Source organism: Campylobacter sp. RM12637, from assembly GCF_020137645.1.
Lineage (GTDB): Bacteria > Campylobacterota > Campylobacteria > Campylobacterales > Campylobacteraceae > Campylobacter_E.
Map to the genome: position 1 here is coordinate 1 of NZ_JACGAV010000001.1, position 19,242 is coordinate 19,242.

Below are 19,242 nucleotides of genomic sequence, written 5' to 3' on the forward strand. Positions count from 1 at the left end.
TACCATTATTTAATTTGCTTAAAGATTTTACTATTAGCATCATCACATATACAATATAAGGGATAAAAACCACTATAAATACAAATAAAGCAATAATAGATGTCGTAACAAAACTACTATTGATTAAATTTTCTAACTCGTGAGTATTCTTATCAATCTCATCTAAATAAACACCTGTTCCAATCCATAAAGAATTTGTATTAGGTATTAATGCTACATAAGATAATTTTGGTGCTGTAATATCAGTGCCTGGTTTAGGGAAAGGAAAGGTTACAAAACCACCACCAGAATTAGCCTTTTTGCTTAATTCTTGAATAAAAAAAGTCCCATCAGGAGCTTGCATTCCCTTTAAATCTTGTCCTATTAGCTTTTTGCTAACTGGGTGAGCTACTGCTGTGGTATCTTTATAAACGAAAAAATACCCATTACCATTGTCAAATCTAAAATTTTCTATAGCTTGTGCTATATAATCAATTTTCTCTTTTTCACTCTGTAAATCTTTTAAATGAATTGAAAGCGCATTAATCATTGCATCAGTTGATATTTTTAATTTTTCTTCTATATCAACTTGCATAATTCTTGCTACCTCATTTGAATTAGCTTGAATTGTCTTTTGATTATTATTGTAAAATAAATAAAGCATCAAAAATAAAACAAACAATCCTAAAATAATAACAAAACCAAGTTTTGCTTTTATAGTTTTTAACATTACATACTCCTTTTGAAACTTTAAATAAAACATAATTTTAAAATTTAAAAATATAAATAATGTTAAATTTAATTAAGATTTTAGGAATTTCAAAATTGAAATTCCTTTTTTACTTATTTTGCTTTAGATTTGCTAACTTCTTGCATTTTTATATAAGGTCCAAATCTATGTTGCTCTATGCTAAAATCATCATCATAAGGAGCTACATCCATATCAAGTGGTTTTGTCCTTCTATCAGGAAAATCTGCTTCACGATTAGCCTTAATTGGTCTTGGTTTTGAATTAATATAAGCTGCTACATCAAAAGCTTCTTCATCACTTAAAGTAGCATCGCCTTTTGGCATATTGCCTTTAATATACGAAGCTGCTTTTATTAGTCTATACATTCCAGCACCTGTGTTATAGCTATCATCTCCCCATAAAGCAGGATATACATAATATCCACCTTTTTGCTCGTCATTTAGCATTCCTGCTCCATCTTCGCCGTGACAAGCTGAGCATTTTTCTTCATAAATAACTTTACCTTTTTTAGGATCAGCTGCTCTATTTAATAATTTTACTTGAGTAAGTCCTTGCCCTTCAACATTAGCACCTACTGGCACACCTTGGCTTAAATAGTGCATATAAGTTACAATTGCTTTCATCTCTACTGAATTAATAGGCAATGGCTTACCATTCATAGAGCGTTCCATACAGCCATTTATACGATTTTCAAGAGTAGCGACTACATCGCCTCTAGCTAAGTATTGTGGAAATCTAGCATAAATTCCTACAAAACCTGATTCATAAGGAATAGTCCCGCCATTTGCGTGACAACTACTGCAAGATAAATTATTTCCTGCATATCTTTTACTCTCATCTTTTGCCTTTGGACCTATGTAATATGTGGTTTCATTTAGGATTTTATTTCCCAAAATCACTGCTTCAATATATTTTGAGCCTTTAGGTAATTTTTCTTCATCTAAATACCCATCATCACTCATAGCACTTGGCACTACCCAATTCATTTTAGCTTGTTTAATGCCTGTTTCTGATTTGGTTTTATTCACACTTGGGTCTATCGCAAATGCAAAAGATGATAATAATAAAATCATACTAATTTTAGTTTTCATAACTTCTCCTTAAATTGATTTAAGAAAATGCTAGGATTTTTATGTGAATTTAATGTGAAAAATAAGCATAAAAATCGTAAAAAATTACAAAATTGTTACAAATTTACAAAAAATAAATAAAACTAAGAGAATTTAAAAAGATGAAGTATTAATTTTGATATTCTGTATTAAGTCAATTATAAGTATTATATTATTAAAATAAAAAACTAATATAAAGGAGAGAAAATGAGTAAAAAAATTAATATAATTATGGCTAGTGCGTTATGTTTTATATCTACAGGTTGCGTTATGCCAGAACTTTTAAATGTAAATAATGTTATAAACCATAACAACAATTCTAATACTAACACAGCTAAAATCATAAGAACATATCCTGATAAAACCATAGTAACTCAAGGAAATATGAATTATGGTAAAAAATGTGCGTTCAAAACAGACCCTAGAAATAATAAAGTTGTAGAAGTAGGCTATGTTATACAAGATGCTTGCTTGCCTGATTGGTGTAAAAAATGGTATGACAATGTAGATTTAGAACCTAAATCTGATTCTGATAAATTTCAAGTTGATACTTGCCATAGTTTTATAATATATAATGCGTCATTAGGATATAAATTGATAGAAGATTAATAAAAGATTAAATAAATTATGCCTTTAACTTTTTAAAGCATAATTTATTAATCAAAAAACTAAAAAATAAAATCTTTAAACCAACAATCAAATTCTTTTACACTTCATCTTTCAATACTTCTTCTCTTACATAAATTGTGCATTCTTCTTTTTCATCTAAGCTTCCGTCCCATTTATAAACAGCTAATATTTCTCTTAATAAGGCTATTATTTCTTTTTCACTTAATGTTTTATTATCTCTTATAGAAAGGATTTTATAAACTCTATTATAAACTACATTATCAATCTCTTGTTTGATATCATAATCTAAAATTATCCTTATATGTTCGCCTTTATAATATAAAATCCACAAAGATTTATTAAGTTTTGTAAGGCCCAGCTCAGGGTCATCAAAATACATACAATTCATAAACCAGCAGTCTAATTCTTCATCTATTACAATGCGTTCTTCAAAAGGAAATTTATGATGTTGTTTGAGATACCAATCATTAGTATGTTTAATACAAATATCTACAAAAGAATATTTCTTCTCTAATTATCGCCAATAATTGCGTTTTTAAAAGCCATTCTTTCTCCTTTTTTGAAAATCAAATTCATATTTTAATTCTTTAAAATTTTATGGAATTTAAAATAAGAATTAGCTTTTATAAAAAATATAATATTTTATTTTTTTAAGCCAATTATCTTTAGTTTTTATATCTTTAATTAAACTTAAATTTGCAAATACTAATAAATCCAAATAACGCTGAATAATAGAGAATATAAAAGATAAAATCACAAAAACTAAGAAAAACAAAATTATAAAAATTAAAATATTATCATAAACAAAAGCCCTAGCTATAAAAAATGCAATACTAAAATCTAACACACCAAAAATAATATTTATCATTTCGCTAATTTTTAATCTTGATATTTTGCCTTTTAAAATATATGAAGCCTTACAATTAGGACATTGCAAGGTATGAATACCTAAGTCTTTTTTATAAGAAAATGATTTTAGCTTTGAAATATTATAAGAGCAAAACTCGCATTCTTTATAAAACATTTTCATCTTTTTATAAGCTTTATGAAAAAATCTTTTAATTTAATTAATCTAGTTTTTTTAACTTCTAACTTCTCATTATCATCAATTAAAACAAATTTAGAAAATATAAATAAATTTAAATAATGCTCAAGTATTACCACAAAAAGCCCAATACCTAGAAAAGATACAAGCCATACAAAGATTAAAAAGACAGCATTCTTACTCACAAAATCACTGCATAAAAACACACAAAAAAATGGTAGCAAAAACACAGACCATCCTAAAATCTCATTCAAAATAGCATAAATCATTACAAAATATACTTTAAGTTTCAATCCATAAGAAGCATTGCAATTAGGACATTTTAAAGTATAAATTCCTAAATCCTTTTTATAGGTATATAATTTTAATTTTGAAATCTTACAAGAGCAAAGCTCACATTCTTTATAAAACATTTTCATCCTTTATATTTTTAAAATGATTTAATTTTTTTACAAAATATCTTCAAACACTTCATCTATTATATATGCTTTAAATTCTTTATCATTATTTAAGCTTCCATTCCATTTATAAACAGCTAATATTTCTCTTAATAAGGCTATTATTTCTTTTTCACTTAATGTTTTATTATCTCTTATAGAAAGGATTTTATAAACTCTATTATAAACTACATTATCAATCTCTTGTTTGATATCATAATCTAAAATTATCCTTATATGTTCGCCTTTATAATATAAAATCCACAAAGATTTATTAAGCTCTGCATGGTCTAGTTCTGGGTCATCAAAATACATACAATTCATAAACCAGCAGTCTAATTCTTCATCTATTACAATATACCAATCATAAGGAAATTTATGACATTGTCTGCCATACCAACTATTAGTATGTTCTCCGTAGATATAAGAAAGTGAGTATTTTTTATCTAATCTATCATCAATAATTGCATTTTTAAAAGCCATAAAATATCCTAGCAATTAGAAATTAGCTTGATGCTAATTCCTAATTAAATTCCAAAATAATTTATTCTTTTATAGCTCTTTTTGTTAGATTAGAATAATGTTCTATTCTTCTATCTCTTAAAAACGGCCACCAGCGTCTTATTTGTTCGCATTTTTTCATATCTATAGCAACTACTACTTCAAGCTCTTCGCTTTCATTGCTTCTAAATAGCTCTTTACCTTGTGCATCATATACAAAACTATTACCCCAAAAATCAATACCATTTTTAGTAGTTTCATTGTTATTTATAAAATGTTTTTTCTCATTTTGAGTAATGCTGCTTTCGCCACTAAGACTTACATCTTCAAAACCAACACGATTTACCCCCACAACAGGCAAACAATTAGCTATTGCATGTCCTCTTTGAACGCCTAGCCACGCATTTAATTGGTCTTGCATAGTTTCACTATCATCGCTAACGCCGTTTTCATAAAGCCAACCAATAGCTGTAGGATATATTAAAATCTGCGCTCCATCTAAAGCCATCAATCTAGCAGCTTCAGGATACCACTGATCCCAACATACTAAAACTCCTAATTTTCCTACACTTGTATCAATCGCACGAAAACCTAAATCACCTGGAGTAAAATAAAATTTCTCATAAAAATGCGGATCATCAGGTATGTGCATTTTACGATATTTTCCTGCAATGCTTCCATCACTCTCATAAACTATAGCGGTATTGTGATATAAACCTTCTAGGCGTTTTTCATATAAAGATGTAACTAATACGATATTATTATCTTTTGCTACTTCGCTCCAAAAAATCAAATCATTTTCATAATCACTAGCTAGGTCAAAATTATTAGTATTTTGCACTTGGCAAAAATAAGCACTTTGGTGTAATTCTTGTAAAATTACTAATTTTGCACCTTTTTTAGCAACATTTTTAATCTTTGCTTTTGTGATTTCTCTCATATTTTCGCTATATTTTTGTGATACTAAACCAATTTTTAACATATTTTTATCCTTATAAGTTTTCAAGATATTATCAAATTCTAGTTATTTTATATTCTTGATTATTTCCTTTCCTATAGTTCCTACCATTGTTGTATTTGGCGATACATTTTTTAAAATAGTAGCATTCGCACCGATTTTTGCATTTTTACCAATTGTGATATTGCCTAAGATAGTAGCACCTGCTCCAATTATTACTCCATCTTCAATGGTAGGATGTCTTTTACCACTAACTTTACCTGTGCCACCTAAAGTAACCCCGTGATAAATAGTAACATTATCTCCTATAATAGTCGTTTCTCCAATCACAACTCCCATTCCGTGGTCAATAAATAAACCTTTGCCAATTATTGCTCCTGGATGTATTTCTATACCTGTTAAAAATCTTGAAAATTGAGATATAAATCTAGCTATAAAAAATAATTTTTTCTTATACATAAAATGCGCTAAACGATGAAACAACACAGAATGTACACCAGGATATAATAAAAAAACTTCTAATTTATTCCTTGCTGCTGGGTCGTTTTTTAAAATATTTTCTAAATCATATTTTAAATTATCAAACATCAAAAATCCCCATAGAAATATATTTTTCTCCGCCATCAGGAGCTATTGCTAAAATCTTTTTATCATTTGGTAAAGTTTTTGCCAATTCTAAAGCTGCAAATATACTAGCACCAGATGAAATTCCTAATAATAATCCTTCTTTACTAGCTAATAATCTTACCATATTAATTGCATCAGCTTCATCTACACAAACAATATCATCAACCACACTAGCATCATAAATAGCAGGAACAAATCCAGCCCCTATGCCTTGAATTTTATGCGCTCCTGCTGTATTTTTACTAAGCATTGGAGATTGCTCTGGCTCTATTGCTATTACTTTAATATCTTTAAAATGCTCTTTTAATCTCTTACCAGCACCACTAATAGTCCCGCCTGTGCCTACTCCTGCTACAAAATAATCAAGAGTTTTAAATTCTTTTATGATTTCTTCTGCTGTTTTCGTATAATGCGCTTTTGTATTTGCTGGATTTTCAAATTGTTGTAAGATTATATATCTATTATCACTCTTTGCTAATTCTAAAGCTTTATTAATAGCACCTTTCATACCATCTTTTCCACTCGTAAGAATTAAATCAGCTCCGAAAGTTTTTATTAAATCTCGCCTTTCTTTACTCATAGTATCAGGCATTACTATGCAAGCTTTATAGCCCATTAATCTAGCAATCAACGCTAAAGAAATACCTGTATTTCCACTAGTTGGCTCTAAAATGATTGAATTAGAATTTAATTTTCCTTGTAATTTAGCTTCTTCTATCATAGCTAAAGCAGCTCTATCTTTTACACTACCGCTTAAATTAAATTTCTCAAGTTTTACATAAACTTGAGCCATCTTATCATTTGTTAAAGCATTGAGTTTAACTACTGGTGTATTGCCTACTAAATCTAAAATATTTTTCATAATTACCCCTTGTTTTTAAAATAAAAATTTTATTATAAATTAAAAAATTAATTAAAAAGAGTAATTATGAAAATAAAATTATTCTTCAAATATATTCATACAAGAACAATGTAATGAACCATTTTGCCTTACGAAGACTAAGGCATTTACTAAAATAATTTTATGATTAGGTAAAGCTTTTTGTAATTTTTGTCTTACTAATTCATCGTTTTTATCATCATAACAAGGCACTATTAAAGCGTCATTTACAAACACAAAATTAGCATAAGTGCAGCCTAATCTTTTGCCATTATAATGTTTTGGGCTAGGAATTGGTAGTGAGATTAGATTATATTTAGTTTTTTTAAGCTCATCTTCTAAGGCTTTTAAACTAGCGTAATTTTCATCATTTTCATCTTCGCAAGAACTATAAGCGATAGTATTTTCATCAATAAATCTAGCTAAAGTATCCACATGAGAATCCGTATCATCACCTATAATGACACCATTTTCAAGCCATAAAACTTCTTGAACTTTTAAATATTTTTTAAGTGTATTTTCTATTTCTTCTTTGCTTTGTTGATTTCTATTATCGTTTAATAAACATTCAGTAGTTGTCAATAATACCTTGCCATTAGTATCAATGCTACCACCTTCTAAAATAAAATCAATTTTATTTAGGTCTTTTTTAAGATAATTTTTAAACAAATTTTCATTAAAAGCATTGTCTAAATTAGAACTAAATTTATTCCCCCAAGCATTAAAAACAAAATCCAAATTATTATCAATTGGACCAAAATCTCTAATCCAAGTATCATTAGTATTAAAACAATAAAACTCTATATTATTTAACTTTTTAAACTCATCAAGATTTGCACTTTCGTGATGAACTAAAAGCACCTTACAATGATTTGTAATAGCTTTTGCAAATTCTAAATAAGAATTTAAAATCTCATTTAAATAAGGCGACCAATCACTATCTTTATGAGGTAATGCTAATAATATATATTCACATTTTTGCCATTCTGCTCTCATTAACAAAACACCTTTATATAAGCATAAGCTGCAACCACTAACCATACGCATAAAATTGCTGCCATAATAAATGGCTTAAGACCAGCTTTGCTTAACATATCCTTTCTAATATTTACTCCAAGTGCCACCATTGCTAAACTTAATAAAAATGTATCAAAAATAGCAATATTAGGCTTTATAACATTTAAAGCATATTCTGTATTTAAAATAGGCAAACTTGATATGCCACAAGCTAGTAAAAATCCTAAAGCAAACCAAGGAATTTGATTTAAGAAATTGCCTTTTTTTTCTTCTTTTTTAAATCCAAAACTAAGCATTAATAAAAACGGAACAAGCATTAAAACTCTTACCATTTTTATAACTATACTTGAATTTGCCCCATCAACTCCTATACTAGAACCCGCTCCTACAACATGTGCAACTTCGTGTAAAGTCCCGCCTACTAAAAAGCCAAATAATCTACCATCTAAATCAAATAGATTTTGAACCAATGGATAAACAAACATTCCAATACAACCATACACAACTACGGTGCAAACTGCTATACCAACTCTTGCCGAACCACCTTTTAGCACACTCTCACTAGCTAAAACAGCAGCAGCTCCACAAATACTAGAACCACTAGCAATTAATGCTGATTGTAAAAAGTCTATTTTTAATAATTTTCCTATTAATAAGCCAATAAAAAATGTAGAAAAAACTATAAAAAAAGCAAGTCCAACTCCACTTAAACCAATGCTTTCAATATCACTTAAAGAAATTCTAAAACCATAAAGAATAATCCCTAGTCTTAAAATCTGCTTAGTGCATACTCCTAAAGCACCTGTTTTTTTTAATAAGCTTACATTATGATGTGCGAAATTTCCAATAACAGCTCCCAAAATTACGGCAATTATTAAAGCTGATATTCCAAAGTTCTTAAAAAAGCTTAATTCACCAATAGCATAAGAACAAAATGCTAAAACTACTAATACTACATAACTTTCTATTTTTTTACTTTTATAAATTTTATTTACCCCCAAAGCTACTTGCTCTGGGGATTTGTTGTGTTTTTTACTCACTCTTTTTCCATTCTACTTACTGCATTTATACCAATTAAGCTAAAACCTGTTTTTATACATAAAGCAACTTGAGCAAATATTTTTAAATATTGCTCTTCATTTTCATGTCCAATAACTCTAGTTTCATTATAAATTTTATGAAATGAACTTGCGATTTGTTTTAAATAATCGCATAATTTAGAAAGAGTTCTGCTATTAAAAGCGTCTTCTAAAACATCATTTAAAGCTAAGGCGTCAAATAATAAATTAAGTGCATTTTCATCCTTAAAATTACTCAAACTAACATTAATTACATCATTAAAGTTTTTATTAGCTTTTGCAAATATTTGATGAATTCTTGCATGTGCGTAGTTTATATAAAAAATAGGATTTGAATTATCTTGCTTTTTAAACTCATCTACATCAAACTCAAGCGGGCTATCACAACGCTTGCTTATAAAAATATATCTTAAAGCATCTACTCCAATATCATCTAAAACATCGCTAAATAAAATGACATTACCTTTTCTTTTACTCATTTTATAAGGCTGTCCGTTTTTTAGCAAATTAACCATTTGAGCTAGGATTACTTCAAGATTATTAGCATCATGCCCTAAAGCACTCATAGCAGCTTTTACACGAGCAATGTAGCCGTGATGATCAGCTCCCCATATATTAATAACTTTATCATATCCCCTACTTAATTTATCATCGTGATAAACAATATCAGCTGCTAAGTAAGTCCCCCTACCATCTTCACGCACGATAACTCTATCTAAGTCATCTCCATATTTTGTAGATGCTAAATATAATTTATCATCTTTTAAATATGTTGCTTCGGCTTTTTTTAATTTTTCTAAAGTTTCTTCAAGCTTTGGATAATAAGCAGTTTCGCTTACATAATTATCAATCTTAATTCTAGCATTTGCTAAAGTTTGCTTGATTTCTTTTAAGACTTCATCTTTAGCTAAACTTGCTATTTTGGTTTTGTTATTTATAAAATCATCTTTGAATTTATCATAAAAAATCCTAGCAAGTTCTTGCATATACTCGCCACCATAAAAACTTTCAGGATATTCAACATTTTCTTTTAAAACAAAATCTCTTATAGCTAAAATAACGCTTTCGCCTAATAAATCTATTTGATTACCTGCATCATTTACATAATATTCTGTATCAAATGTATAGCCTAAATGTTTTGCAATTTTATTTAAACTATCTCCATAAATAGCACCCCTTGCGTGCCCTATGTGAAGTGGTCCTGTAGGATTTGCACTTACATATTCAAGCAAGATTTTATAATTTTTTTTAGGACTTTTTGCAAAATCTTCTGGGTTATTTAAAGCATTTTTACATAATTTATCTAAAAAATCATTTGATAATTTGAAATTGACATAAGCATTCACTGCTTCAACACTGCTAAAAATCTCACAATTTTTCAATTTTTCTGCAAAATCTGCTGCAATTTTATTTGGGGCTAATTTAAGCTCTTTTGCAAAGCTAAAGCAAGGCATTGCAAAATGAGCTAAATTTCTATCTTTTGGACTTTCTAAACTAAATTCGCATTCTAATACTTTTGATAAATACTCTTTAATACTTTCCTTTAGCATTAGGCTTTTTGCTCGCTTTTTACTTCATTAGCTTCAGTTTTTTTAGTATTATCAGCTAATTCATCAATTTCATTCACAGGCTTTGCAGTAGTATCATCTGCCATTTCTTTTTTAAATGTTTTAATACCTTTTCCTAAGCCTTTTGCAAGTTCTGGTAATTTTTTACCACCAAATAATAAAATGATTACTAATAAAACAATAATCCAGTGCCATCCACTACCTATTCCCATATTATTCTCCTTTTTTCCATTCTGAAATAAATTTTTTAATGTCTTTATTTAACACTTTTAAGTTTGCTGCTTGGTAAAGTAATTTAAGCTCTTTATAAGCTTTTTCCAAATCATCATTTATAATAAAAAAATCATATCTTCCAATAGCTTGAACTTCAGCAGTTGCATTATGAAGTCTTTTAGCAATTACATCAGGATTTTCTGTGCCACGAGAAACAAGGCGTTCTTTTAATACTTTTTCATTCTCAGGACTTATAAAAACTGATAAAAAATCTTTACCTAATTTATCTTTTACTATTCTAAAGCCTTGAACATCTATATCTAAAATAACATTTTTACCATTTTCTAAAGCGTCATAAATTGGTTTTAATGGCGTTCCATAATAATTCCCATGAACATTAGCATACTCTAAAAATTCATCATTTTTAATTCCTAATTCAAATTCTTCGTGGGTCAAATAATAATAATTTACACCCTCTTTTTCTCCTGCTCTAGGAGCTCTAGTGGTTGCTGATATTGAAAAATAAAAATCATTATAATCTTGTGCTAAACGCTCTAATAGTGTGCTTTTGCCCGCACCACTTGGGCCTGATATTAATAAAATTCCTGCCATAATTAATCTTTAAAACTTATATTAATTGATATATTTATATCTTTTATACGATTTTTCGTGCCTTTTGTGCTATTGATAATAGCTTGATTTACTGCTTTTGTAACATTTTCGCTAACTTCACTAATGTCATCATCAACATTTGCTTCTATGCTATTAGTAAAATCATTATTTTTTTCTTTTATATCTTCATTATTGTCTAATAATTCTACAACTTCCTCCCCTAACGCTTTTTTAATTTCAATTTCATTTAAATCATCAAAATCACTCACTTTTTCATCTCCTACAATTTCTTGAATATCTTCAATATCATCTTTAATATCATCAAAAGCAGCTAAAGAACCTAATTCATTATCTTGAACATCTTCTAAATGATTATTAACATTCAAATCTTCTTTCACATCTTCAAATTCTTCTTCTAAACCACTATCATTAAAATCATCTTTCATATCTTCAGCTACATCTAAATCACCCGTAACAACATCAAAATCATTTGTTATTTCTGGATTTAAATCATCTTCTAAATCTTTAAAATTATCATCTTCATAACTATTGTTTATATCTTCTTCTAAATCATTTGAACTTGTAAAATCAATATCATCTTGCAATAAATCTTGATAATCTCTACTTAATTCTTCAAAACTTTCAGGTAATGAAAATTCATCAATATTATTCAAATCATCTAAATTTAAATCATTATTTAAATTCTCTTCTAAATCATCTATGTCTTTCGTAGTTTTTAAATCTTCTTCTAAAACAATAGCATTACTTAATTCATCTAAATTCTCAATATCACTTAAAGTATCCAAATCTTGCGATAATTCATCATTATTTAAATTCTCATCTTCGTTAAAATCAGATAATTTCGTATCTAATTCATTATCTAAAGAATTTAAATCATCAAGAGTGCTTAAATTCTCATCTAATTCATCATTAGTATCATCTAAATCTTGTGGTAACTCATCATCTAAAGAAGTTAAATCATTAGAACTATCCAAATCTTGTGATAGTTCATCATTGTTTAAATTCTCATCTTCATTAAAATCAGATAATTTCGTATCTAATTCATCATCTAAAGAATTTAAATCATCAAGAGCGCTTAAATTCTCATCTAATTCATTATTAATATCATCTAAACCTTGAGATGCTTCATCATTATTTAAATTATCAAGTTCTTCAATATTATCCAATTCTTCACTAAATTTATTATCAACATCATCTAAATTCTCTAAATCTTGCAGTAATTCATCATCTAAAGAAGTTAAATCATTAGAACTATCTAAATCTTGCAATAATTCATCATTATTTAAATTATCAAGTTCTTCAATACTATCTATGTTAAAATCATCTATAGAATTTAATTCATCAGTATTATCTAAATCAAGCTTAGTTTCTAAACCTAAACTATTACCAAAATCATTCAAGTCTAAACTATCTAAATCAGTGATATTATCTATTTTAAATTCTTCCAAATCAATATCATCACTTAATAAATCAATATTATCTAAATCACTAGTATTAAAATCTTCTTTTAATTCGTCTTTAAAACTATTTATCAAATCTATAAAATCAGTAGGTAAAAATGGTTTATGAATAACTATTGCATCATTACTTGTTTCATTTTTTGCTAATATAAGAATTAGTTTTTTAGACATTTGTTGACATAATTTAATATCAACTTCACACTCATTATCAGCTATAATAATATCACAAGGTTCAAGCTCTTCTAAATTATTTATTTCTTTATAAGTAATATTTAATTTTTGCAAACTAAGGCTTATTAATCTTGAAATTGCTGGATTTTTATTAATTAATATTGCATTCATTATACCTTCCTAACTTACAAATAGTTCAAGTTGTAAAAACACTTTTAAAACCAATTCTTTAAAATAAAACAAGATTGTAGCTAAAATTGTCATCAAAACAATAAATGCTATCGTTATTTTTATAGGATAGCCTACCACTAAAAGGTTAAATTGTGGCATTGTTTTCATAAGCAAACCAAATACAAAATCACTAAGCATTGATATAGCAATTATTGGAAACGCAAGGCTAAGACCAATTAAATATATGTCTTTAGTCTCATTCATTATCTGTCTAAACCAACCATCATGCAAAGCAAAATCACCTAAAGCAATACCATTTAAACTCTTTGCCCAAAATAACAAGACCAAATGATGTCCATCATAAGCTAAAAACAAAAGTAATGCAATAAGAGAAATAAAGTGACCAATGATAGGAGTATTTGCACCAGTATTTGGATCAAGCACGCTAGCCATAGAAAAACCCATAATAAAACTAATATGTTCTCCACTCATTTGTAAAATCGTAAAAGTAAGCTGCAAACAAAGACCTGCAACAAGTCCTAACAAAAGCTCAGTTATAAGAGCAATAACTAAATAATTTGGCGTTATATTAGTATGAGCTAATGGATAGAAAAAAAAAGTCATAATAATAACAAAACTAGACTTAATAACCACAGGAATTTGTAAATGCGAATAAAATGGAAAAAACAAGCAAAGTCCACTCATTCTAGCAAGTAATAGCATAAACAAAACTATGTTTTGCTCACTAAATAATCTTACGAGTTCCATTCTTGAATAATTTGCTCTAATTCATCTATACATTCATCACAAGATTTATAAATAATATGAGAAAATAAAGCTTCATTTATATATTTATTTTTTTCTAAATTAATTAGTATGTTTTTAGATTTTGCAAACCTTAATAAATAATTTATATTAATAACTGCACCACTTGTTCCTATAATAACCACCAAATCATCTTCATTAAGATTATAAAATGTTGAATATAAATCAGTATAAAATGGCGCTTGTTCTCCAAAAAATACCACACTAGGTTTAATTAATTTACTTTGGCATTTTTTACAATTTTCAAATTTAAATTCCAAATCATCATTTAAATTAAGCTTAGTAATATCATTACAATTAGTGCAGTGTAATTCTAATAATTTTCCGTGCAAGTGAATTACATTTTCACACCCTGCACGCTCTAATAAATCATCAACATTTTGAGTAAAATTAATAACTTCAAAACGCTTTGATATTTCAGCAATTTTTTCGTGCATTTTATTAGGTTTAACTTTTCTTAATTCAAGTCTTCTTTTATTATAAAATTCATGAACTAAATTAAAATTTTTAATCCAAGTTTGATAATTACAAACTATATCTAAATCATATTGTTCCCACAAACCATCATTATCTCTAAAAGTGCTTAAGCCAGATGGGGCACTAAGACCAGCTCCACTTAAAAAAACTAACTTACCCATTATTTATCCTTAAAATATCATCACACATTAAAGCTAAATTTTCATCGTGAGTAATTAAAAATAAGGCTGAATTGTTTAATTTAACATAATCAATCAATAATTTCATAGCTATTTTTGCATTTGTTGGGTCAAGATTTCCAGTTGGCTCATCAGCAAAAATAATTTTAGGTTTTTTGCAAAGAACTCTAGCAATACTTACTCTTTGTTGCTCTCCGCCACTTAATTCATTTGCTTTTTTATTTAGAATTTCTTTAATACCTAAAAAATTAATTATCTCATCATCTATTTTATTATTTGATAAAACACTTGCTAATTCAATATTTTCATAAGCTGAAAATCCTTTAAAAAGATAATGCTGCTGAAAAATAATTCCAAAATCATTTCTTCTTATTAATAATCTTTCATCTTCGCTAAGTTTATAAATATTCTTATCTTTATAAAAGACTTCCCCGCTATCAGGTGCTAAAAGTGTTGATAAAATATGCAATAATGTAGATTTTCCGCAACCACTTTTGCCTAAGACGGCTAAAGTTTGTTGCGGATTTAAAGTTAAATTTAAATTGTTAAATAAAACGGCATCGTATTTTTTACCAATACCGCTTGCTTTTAACATTAATTACCCATTTGAGCTGCAACTTCTGCTGCGAAATCTTCGTTTTTCTTTTCTAAGCCTTCGCCAACTTCATATTTTACGAAGCTTTCAATTACTAATTCATCTTTTAATTCAGCTGATTTATCAGCAATAACTTGCTCTATAGTTTTCTTATCATCCATTACATAAAATTGTCCCATTAATGTAAGGCGAGAATCTAAAATTGAGTTATCAGCTATAAATCTTGCCATTTGACCAGGAACAATTTTATCCCAAATTTGCTCCGGTTTATTTTGAGCTTTTAATTCAGCTTTTATATCTTCTTCAGCTTTCTTTAAAACTGCATCAGTAATTTGTAATCTACTTGCAAATTGTGGAATTTTATGAAGTGGCTTTTTAAGGCGAACTAATTCTTCATTTTCTTTTTCAAGTTCAGCACATAAAGCTCTATATTCAGCTTCTACAAATTCCTTATCTAAATCTTTATAGCTTAAAACACTTGGTTTCATAGCTGCAATATGCATACAAAGTTGTTTTAAAAATTCTTCAACTTTTGCTTTATTAGCAGCATTATTAAATTTAGCCTTAACAATAACACCCACACGACCATTTGTGTGTAAATAACCACTTAAAGCTTCATTATCATTTGCTTTTAAAGTAGCAAATCTTCTTACAACTAAATTTTCTCCAATAGTTGCGATTTGATTTTTTAGATAATCTTCAAATTTAGCCCCATCAATATTGCTATTTAATAAACTCTCAACATCGCAAACTCCACTAACTTGAACTTGCTCAACTGTTTTATTTACTAAATCTATAAATTTATCATTTTTAGCAACGAAGTCAGTTTCTGAATTGATTTCTACTAAACTTGCTAAATTATTTGAAAGTTTAACACCAATTAAACCTTCAGCTGCTAATCTATCAGCTTTTTTAGCAGCTTTACTTAAGCCTTTTTCTCTTAAGTATTCAACCGCTTTTTGCATATCTCCATCACACTCTTTAAGTGCGTTTTTACAATCCATCATTCCAGCACCTGTGCTTTCGCGCAGGTCTTTTACCATTGCTGCTGTAATTTCTGCCATTACATTTCCCCTTCCATCATAGCTTCTTCTAATACTTCTTGTTTTTCATCTTCGCTAACTTCTGCTCTTTCAACTACTTCACCATCTTGTTCTCTTAAAGCTTTACCTTCTAATATAGCTTCGCACATTTCTTGGCAGAATAATTGAACTGAACGAATAGCATCATCATTACCTGGGATAGGAAAATCTACAACATCAGGATCGCAGTTTGTATCAATTGGAGCTACTACTGGGATTTTTAATCTATTTGCTTCTGCAACTGCAATTTTTTCTTTTACTGTATCAATTACAAAAATCATATCAGGGCGAGTTTTAAGGTCTCTAATACCGCCTAAATAATCTAATAATTTTTCTTTTTTACGATTTAGCATTAATGCTTCTTTTTTAGTTAATAAATTAATGCTTCCATCTTCTTGCATACTTTCAATAACTTCAAGTTTTCTAATTGATTGGCGAATAGTTTCAAAGTTTGTCATCATACCACCTAACCATCTGTGATTTACATATGGCATTCCACATTTAATTGCGTATTCTTTAATAGCATCTGTTGCTTGCTTTTTAGTTCCAACAAATAAAATTGTTTTACCTTCTGCTGCTGCATCACGAACGATATTGTATGTATATCTAAAATATCTAATTGTTTTTTGTAAATCAATTACATAAATACCTTTTCTCTCACCAAAAATGAACTTTTTCATTTTAGGATTCCAGCGTCTTGTTTGATGCCCAAAATGCACACCACATTCTAATAAATCTCTCATTGTAACCATAGGTTTCTCCTTAAAAAATTGTTTTTACCTCCACACCCAAATACAACTAGCGTTGCAACAAATAAGGATTGGTGTGTGTGAAATAAGCGAGTATTTTAGCTTTTTTAAAGTTAATAAAGGTTATTTTTCTTGAGTTTTTTCTTCTTTGATTATATTATCAAGATTAGTAATGGCAAAAATATTATAACCATTATCATAGTTATAATTTAATTTCAATTTATGAGCTTCTAAAATCGTATTTACAACATAAAGCCCCAAGCCAAAAGAATTTGAACTCTTATTACCACCTTGAGTAAAAGGCTCTAAATAATACTCAATATTTTTATCTAATTTTTTACCTTTGTTATAAAACTTTATACTTTCATGGCAAATTATAACTCTTACAGCATTATCATCTGAATATTTAATAGCGTTATCTAATAAATTTTTAATTGCAGTTGTAAATAGTTTAAAATCAACATAAACTACAAAAGTATTATCACTTATAATATTAATTTTTTCATTTTCTAAAAGCAACATTTCTTTTGCTTCATTAAAAATGTGATTAATTGAAATTTTCTTTGGATTTTTTGCAACTCCACTTGTGATTTGCTCTACTGCGGCTAATTCATCTATTAAAATAACCATTCTATCAAATACATTTATAAGTCTTTGCTTAAATTTCGTATCTTCTAGCATTTCAGCTGTAATCCTACCTTTTGTAATTGGAGTTTTAAGCTCGTGCATTATATTTCTTAAAAAAAATTGTCTTGAAGTATTTAAATCTTTAATTTTTTTAATAGCTTGATAAAAAGCATCTGAAACTTGAGAAATCTCATCATTACCCTTGCTTATATTTTCTATATTATCTAAATCATTGCTAGCAAATTTTGTAATTTGTCTTTTAAGTCTTCTAATAGGTCTTAATTTACCTATAACAAATATATAACTAATTAATAAAACCAAAATAACTATACATAATATTATTTGAATACTCATATATCTATAAGAATTAAAATTCGTATCTTCATATAAGAAATCTTTATCATTTGCTATTATATATAAATAATTCTTACCATTACTTGTAAGAATTTTACTTGCTCCTAAGTTATTACTATCTTCAGCCAATGTTATAGCATCAAATAAAATTAATTTTTTACTATCTTGGTCTATTAATTTAAGTTTAAATTGATTTTGTTTGTAATTAAATTCATCTTCAGTAATTGCATTATTTAATTCTTGGAGTTTTAAATTCGCTAAGTAAGAATATCTAGCGTTTAGTTCGTTTGAATAATTATCCTTATCATAATTTATCAACCAAATAAATGCAATTCCTATAGTTGATGTAGCTAGTATAAAAATAAATGTAATTACATAAAAAATACTAGATTTCATTGCGTAAGTTTATAACCAATCCCTCTAATTGCATGAATATGAGTTGGAGTTTTACTATCATCACTAATTTTTTGACGAATTCTAGATATGATTACATCTATACTTTTATTTGAACTTTCTTCGTTAATTGAAGAACAATTATAAATTAATTCTTCACGACTAACTACCCCACCTTCTTTTTTAATTAAATAGCTTAGAATATCAAATTCTGCATTTGTTAAAACTAATTCTTTACCCCTAAAATATATTGCATGTTTAAATTCATCATATTCTAAAGTTTTGTTGCTATGCTCGTTTGCACTTATTTGAATTTGCTCAAATCTTCTTAAGTGAGATGTAATCCTAGCTTTTAATTCTTTTGGATCATACGGTTTTGGTAGATAATCATCAGCACCTAATTCTAAAGCTTCTACCTTATCATTAATATCATGTCTTGCAGATGATACTATGATTGGACTTGTATATTTTTTTCTAATCTCTTTACAAACTTCAAGTCCGTCCATACCAGGTAATGTCAAATCTAAAATAATTAAATCATATGTAGTAAGGTTTAATTTTGATAATCCAATGTATGGCTCATCAGCAATATCAACTTTCATATCATATTGTTCTAAATATTCTTTTAAAATTTCTGCTAATTCCAAATCATCTTCAATCATTAATATTCTAGTCATCTTAACTCCTTTAATAATTTTGTATATGAATAAAATTTATTAAAATTTATAATTA

At 27.8% G+C, this 19,242-nt stretch carries 23 protein-coding genes; 1 reads left to right on the top strand and 22 read right to left on the bottom strand.

The annotated features are described in order from the left end of the window. Both AVBRAN12637_RS00005 and AVBRAN12637_RS00010 read right to left on the bottom strand, forming a co-directional pair. Positions 1-709: cache domain-containing protein (locus AVBRAN12637_RS00005; protein WP_336608413.1), on the bottom strand; the 709-nt coding region annotated here is incomplete at its 3' end. 113 nt (positions 710-822) lie between these two features. Continuing rightward, positions 823-1,821 (bottom strand): c-type cytochrome, encoded by a 999-nt coding sequence (locus AVBRAN12637_RS00010; RefSeq protein WP_336615129.1) that lies wholly within the window; start codon positions 1,819-1,821, stop codon positions 823-825. A gap of 225 nt (positions 1,822-2,046) precedes the next feature. On the opposite strand from AVBRAN12637_RS00010, the gene AVBRAN12637_RS00015 reads away from it, so the two are divergent. Beyond that, entirely contained in the window at positions 2,047-2,448 is a 402-nt protein-coding gene (locus AVBRAN12637_RS00015) for a hypothetical protein (protein WP_214150614.1), read from the top strand. Positions 2,449-2,545: 97 nt separating this feature from the next. Here AVBRAN12637_RS00015 and AVBRAN12637_RS00020 read toward each other — a convergent pair whose 3' ends face one another. From AVBRAN12637_RS00020 to AVBRAN12637_RS00115, 20 genes are all read right to left on the bottom strand, one after another. Beyond that, positions 2,546-2,848 (bottom strand): hypothetical protein, encoded by a 303-nt coding sequence (locus AVBRAN12637_RS00020; protein ID WP_336615130.1) that lies wholly within the window; start codon positions 2,846-2,848, stop codon positions 2,546-2,548. A gap of 237 nt (positions 2,849-3,085) precedes the next feature. Further along, positions 3,086-3,493 (bottom strand): hypothetical protein, encoded by a 408-nt coding sequence (locus AVBRAN12637_RS00025; RefSeq protein ID WP_239803502.1) that lies wholly within the window; start codon positions 3,491-3,493, stop codon positions 3,086-3,088. A 2-nt stretch (positions 3,494-3,495) separates the two neighbouring features. Continuing rightward, on the bottom strand, positions 3,496-3,927 hold the full coding sequence (locus AVBRAN12637_RS00030) for a hypothetical protein (protein ID WP_214120144.1): 432 nt from the start codon (positions 3,925-3,927) through the stop codon (positions 3,496-3,498). Positions 3,928-3,963: 36 nt separating this feature from the next. Continuing rightward, entirely contained in the window at positions 3,964-4,434 is a 471-nt protein-coding gene (locus AVBRAN12637_RS00035; protein ID WP_336615131.1) for a hypothetical protein, read from the bottom strand. Positions 4,435-4,495: 61 nt separating this feature from the next. Then, positions 4,496-5,434 (bottom strand): carbon-nitrogen hydrolase, encoded by a 939-nt coding sequence (locus AVBRAN12637_RS00040; RefSeq protein ID WP_214115728.1) that lies wholly within the window; start codon positions 5,432-5,434, stop codon positions 4,496-4,498. Positions 5,435-5,476: 42 nt separating this feature from the next. After that, positions 5,477-5,998, bottom strand: a complete 522-nt coding sequence (gene epsC / locus AVBRAN12637_RS00045; RefSeq protein ID WP_214115729.1) for a serine O-acetyltransferase EpsC — start codon at positions 5,996-5,998, stop codon at positions 5,477-5,479. Further along, positions 5,991-6,899, bottom strand: a complete 909-nt coding sequence (cysK, locus tag AVBRAN12637_RS00050) for a cysteine synthase A (RefSeq protein ID WP_336612172.1) — start codon at positions 6,897-6,899, stop codon at positions 5,991-5,993. Before cysK ends, epsC begins: the two co-directional genes overlap by 8 nt. A gap of 78 nt (positions 6,900-6,977) precedes the next feature. Then, positions 6,978-7,913 (bottom strand): agmatine deiminase family protein, encoded by a 936-nt coding sequence (locus AVBRAN12637_RS00055; RefSeq protein ID WP_214120147.1) that lies wholly within the window; start codon positions 7,911-7,913, stop codon positions 6,978-6,980. Further along, entirely contained in the window at positions 7,913-8,974 is a 1,062-nt protein-coding gene (locus tag AVBRAN12637_RS00060) for a YeiH family protein (protein ID WP_239803498.1), read from the bottom strand. The genes AVBRAN12637_RS00055 and AVBRAN12637_RS00060 overlap by 1 nt, the downstream gene beginning before the upstream one ends. Next, positions 8,971-10,563, bottom strand: a complete 1,593-nt coding sequence (argS, locus tag AVBRAN12637_RS00065; RefSeq protein WP_267524420.1) for an arginine--tRNA ligase — start codon at positions 10,561-10,563, stop codon at positions 8,971-8,973. The genes AVBRAN12637_RS00060 and argS overlap by 4 nt, the downstream gene beginning before the upstream one ends. After that, entirely contained in the window at positions 10,563-10,793 is a 231-nt protein-coding gene (gene tatA, locus AVBRAN12637_RS00070) for a twin-arginine translocase TatA/TatE family subunit (protein WP_214115733.1), read from the bottom strand. The genes argS and tatA overlap by 1 nt, the downstream gene beginning before the upstream one ends. A gap of 1 nt (position 10,794) precedes the next feature. After that, positions 10,795-11,406, bottom strand: coding sequence for a guanylate kinase (gmk, locus tag AVBRAN12637_RS00075; protein ID WP_214115734.1), 612 nt, complete (start codon positions 11,404-11,406; stop codon positions 10,795-10,797). Positions 11,407-11,408: 2 nt separating this feature from the next. Then, a complete protein-coding gene (locus AVBRAN12637_RS00080; RefSeq protein ID WP_336615132.1) occupies positions 11,409-13,229 on the bottom strand; it encodes a hypothetical protein in 1,821 nt (606 codons plus the stop codon). Positions 13,230-13,238: 9 nt separating this feature from the next. After that, a complete protein-coding gene (fliR, locus tag AVBRAN12637_RS00085) occupies positions 13,239-13,997 on the bottom strand; it encodes a flagellar biosynthetic protein FliR (protein ID WP_214115736.1) in 759 nt (252 codons plus the stop codon). Next, positions 13,985-14,692, bottom strand: coding sequence for an SIR2 family NAD-dependent protein deacylase (locus AVBRAN12637_RS00090; protein ID WP_336612175.1), 708 nt, complete (start codon positions 14,690-14,692; stop codon positions 13,985-13,987). The genes fliR and AVBRAN12637_RS00090 overlap by 13 nt, the downstream gene beginning before the upstream one ends. Then, complete coding sequence (locus AVBRAN12637_RS00095) at positions 14,685-15,305, bottom strand: ABC transporter ATP-binding protein (protein ID WP_336609571.1); 621 nt, start codon at positions 15,303-15,305, stop codon at positions 14,685-14,687. Before AVBRAN12637_RS00095 ends, AVBRAN12637_RS00090 begins: the two co-directional genes overlap by 8 nt. Next, entirely contained in the window at positions 15,305-16,369 is a 1,065-nt protein-coding gene (tsf, locus tag AVBRAN12637_RS00100; protein ID WP_214120153.1) for a translation elongation factor Ts, read from the bottom strand. The genes AVBRAN12637_RS00095 and tsf overlap by 1 nt, the downstream gene beginning before the upstream one ends. Continuing rightward, positions 16,369-17,139 carry a 30S ribosomal protein S2 gene (rpsB, locus tag AVBRAN12637_RS00105; protein ID WP_214115740.1) on the bottom strand — a complete coding sequence of 257 codons (771 nt, stop codon included), beginning with the start codon at positions 17,137-17,139 and terminating at the stop codon, positions 16,369-16,371. The genes tsf and rpsB overlap by 1 nt, the downstream gene beginning before the upstream one ends. 120 nt (positions 17,140-17,259) lie before the next feature. After that, positions 17,260-18,513, bottom strand: coding sequence for an ArsS family sensor histidine kinase (locus AVBRAN12637_RS00110; RefSeq protein WP_336615133.1), 1,254 nt, complete (start codon positions 18,511-18,513; stop codon positions 17,260-17,262). After that, positions 18,510-19,187: a response regulator transcription factor gene (locus tag AVBRAN12637_RS00115; protein ID WP_214115742.1), complete on the bottom strand. Its 678-nt coding sequence runs from the start codon at positions 19,185-19,187 to the stop codon at positions 18,510-18,512. Before AVBRAN12637_RS00115 ends, AVBRAN12637_RS00110 begins: the two co-directional genes overlap by 4 nt. Positions 19,188-19,242: the final 55 nt, after the last annotated feature.

Excerpts from the sequence above, each read along its gene's own strand:
- AVBRAN12637_RS00010 (WP_336615129.1), bottom strand. The coding sequence starts at position 1,821 with ATGAAAACTAAAATTAGTATGATTTTATTATTATCATCTTTTGCATTT.
- AVBRAN12637_RS00015 (WP_214150614.1), top strand. The coding sequence starts at position 2,047 with ATGAGTAAAAAAATTAATATAATTATGGCTAGTGCGTTATGTTTTATA.
- AVBRAN12637_RS00020 (WP_336615130.1), bottom strand. The coding sequence starts at position 2,848 with ATGTATTTTGATGACCCTGAGCTGGGCCTTACAAAACTTAATAAATCT.
- AVBRAN12637_RS00025 (WP_239803502.1), bottom strand. The coding sequence starts at position 3,493 with ATGTTTTATAAAGAATGCGAGTTTTGCTCTTATAATATTTCAAAGCTA.
- AVBRAN12637_RS00030 (WP_214120144.1), bottom strand. The coding sequence starts at position 3,927 with ATGTTTTATAAAGAATGTGAGCTTTGCTCTTGTAAGATTTCAAAATTA.
- AVBRAN12637_RS00035 (WP_336615131.1), bottom strand. The coding sequence starts at position 4,434 with ATGGCTTTTAAAAATGCAATTATTGATGATAGATTAGATAAAAAATAC.
- AVBRAN12637_RS00040 (WP_214115728.1), bottom strand. The coding sequence starts at position 5,434 with ATGTTAAAAATTGGTTTAGTATCACAAAAATATAGCGAAAATATGAGA.
- epsC (WP_214115729.1), bottom strand. The coding sequence starts at position 5,998 with ATGTTTGATAATTTAAAATATGATTTAGAAAATATTTTAAAAAACGAC.
- cysK (WP_336612172.1), bottom strand. The coding sequence starts at position 6,899 with ATGAAAAATATTTTAGATTTAGTAGGCAATACACCAGTAGTTAAACTC.
- AVBRAN12637_RS00055 (WP_214120147.1), bottom strand. The coding sequence starts at position 7,913 with ATGAGAGCAGAATGGCAAAAATGTGAATATATATTATTAGCATTACCT.
- argS (WP_267524420.1), bottom strand. The coding sequence starts at position 10,563 with ATGCTAAAGGAAAGTATTAAAGAGTATTTATCAAAAGTATTAGAATGC.
- tatA (WP_214115733.1), bottom strand. The coding sequence starts at position 10,793 with ATGGGAATAGGTAGTGGATGGCACTGGATTATTGTTTTATTAGTAATC.
- gmk (WP_214115734.1), bottom strand. The coding sequence starts at position 11,406 with ATGGCAGGAATTTTATTAATATCAGGCCCAAGTGGTGCGGGCAAAAGC.
- AVBRAN12637_RS00080 (WP_336615132.1), bottom strand. The coding sequence starts at position 13,229 with ATGAATGCAATATTAATTAATAAAAATCCAGCAATTTCAAGATTAATA.
- fliR (WP_214115736.1), bottom strand. The coding sequence starts at position 13,997 with ATGGAACTCGTAAGATTATTTAGTGAGCAAAACATAGTTTTGTTTATG.
- AVBRAN12637_RS00090 (WP_336612175.1), bottom strand. The coding sequence starts at position 14,692 with ATGGGTAAGTTAGTTTTTTTAAGTGGAGCTGGTCTTAGTGCCCCATCT.
- AVBRAN12637_RS00095 (WP_336609571.1), bottom strand. The coding sequence starts at position 15,305 with ATGTTAAAAGCAAGCGGTATTGGTAAAAAATACGATGCCGTTTTATTT.
- tsf (WP_214120153.1), bottom strand. The coding sequence starts at position 16,369 with ATGGCAGAAATTACAGCAGCAATGGTAAAAGACCTGCGCGAAAGCACA.
- rpsB (WP_214115740.1), bottom strand. The coding sequence starts at position 17,139 with ATGGTTACAATGAGAGATTTATTAGAATGTGGTGTGCATTTTGGGCAT.
- AVBRAN12637_RS00110 (WP_336615133.1), bottom strand. The coding sequence starts at position 18,513 with ATGAAATCTAGTATTTTTTATGTAATTACATTTATTTTTATACTAGCT.
- AVBRAN12637_RS00115 (WP_214115742.1), bottom strand. The coding sequence starts at position 19,187 with ATGACTAGAATATTAATGATTGAAGATGATTTGGAATTAGCAGAAATT.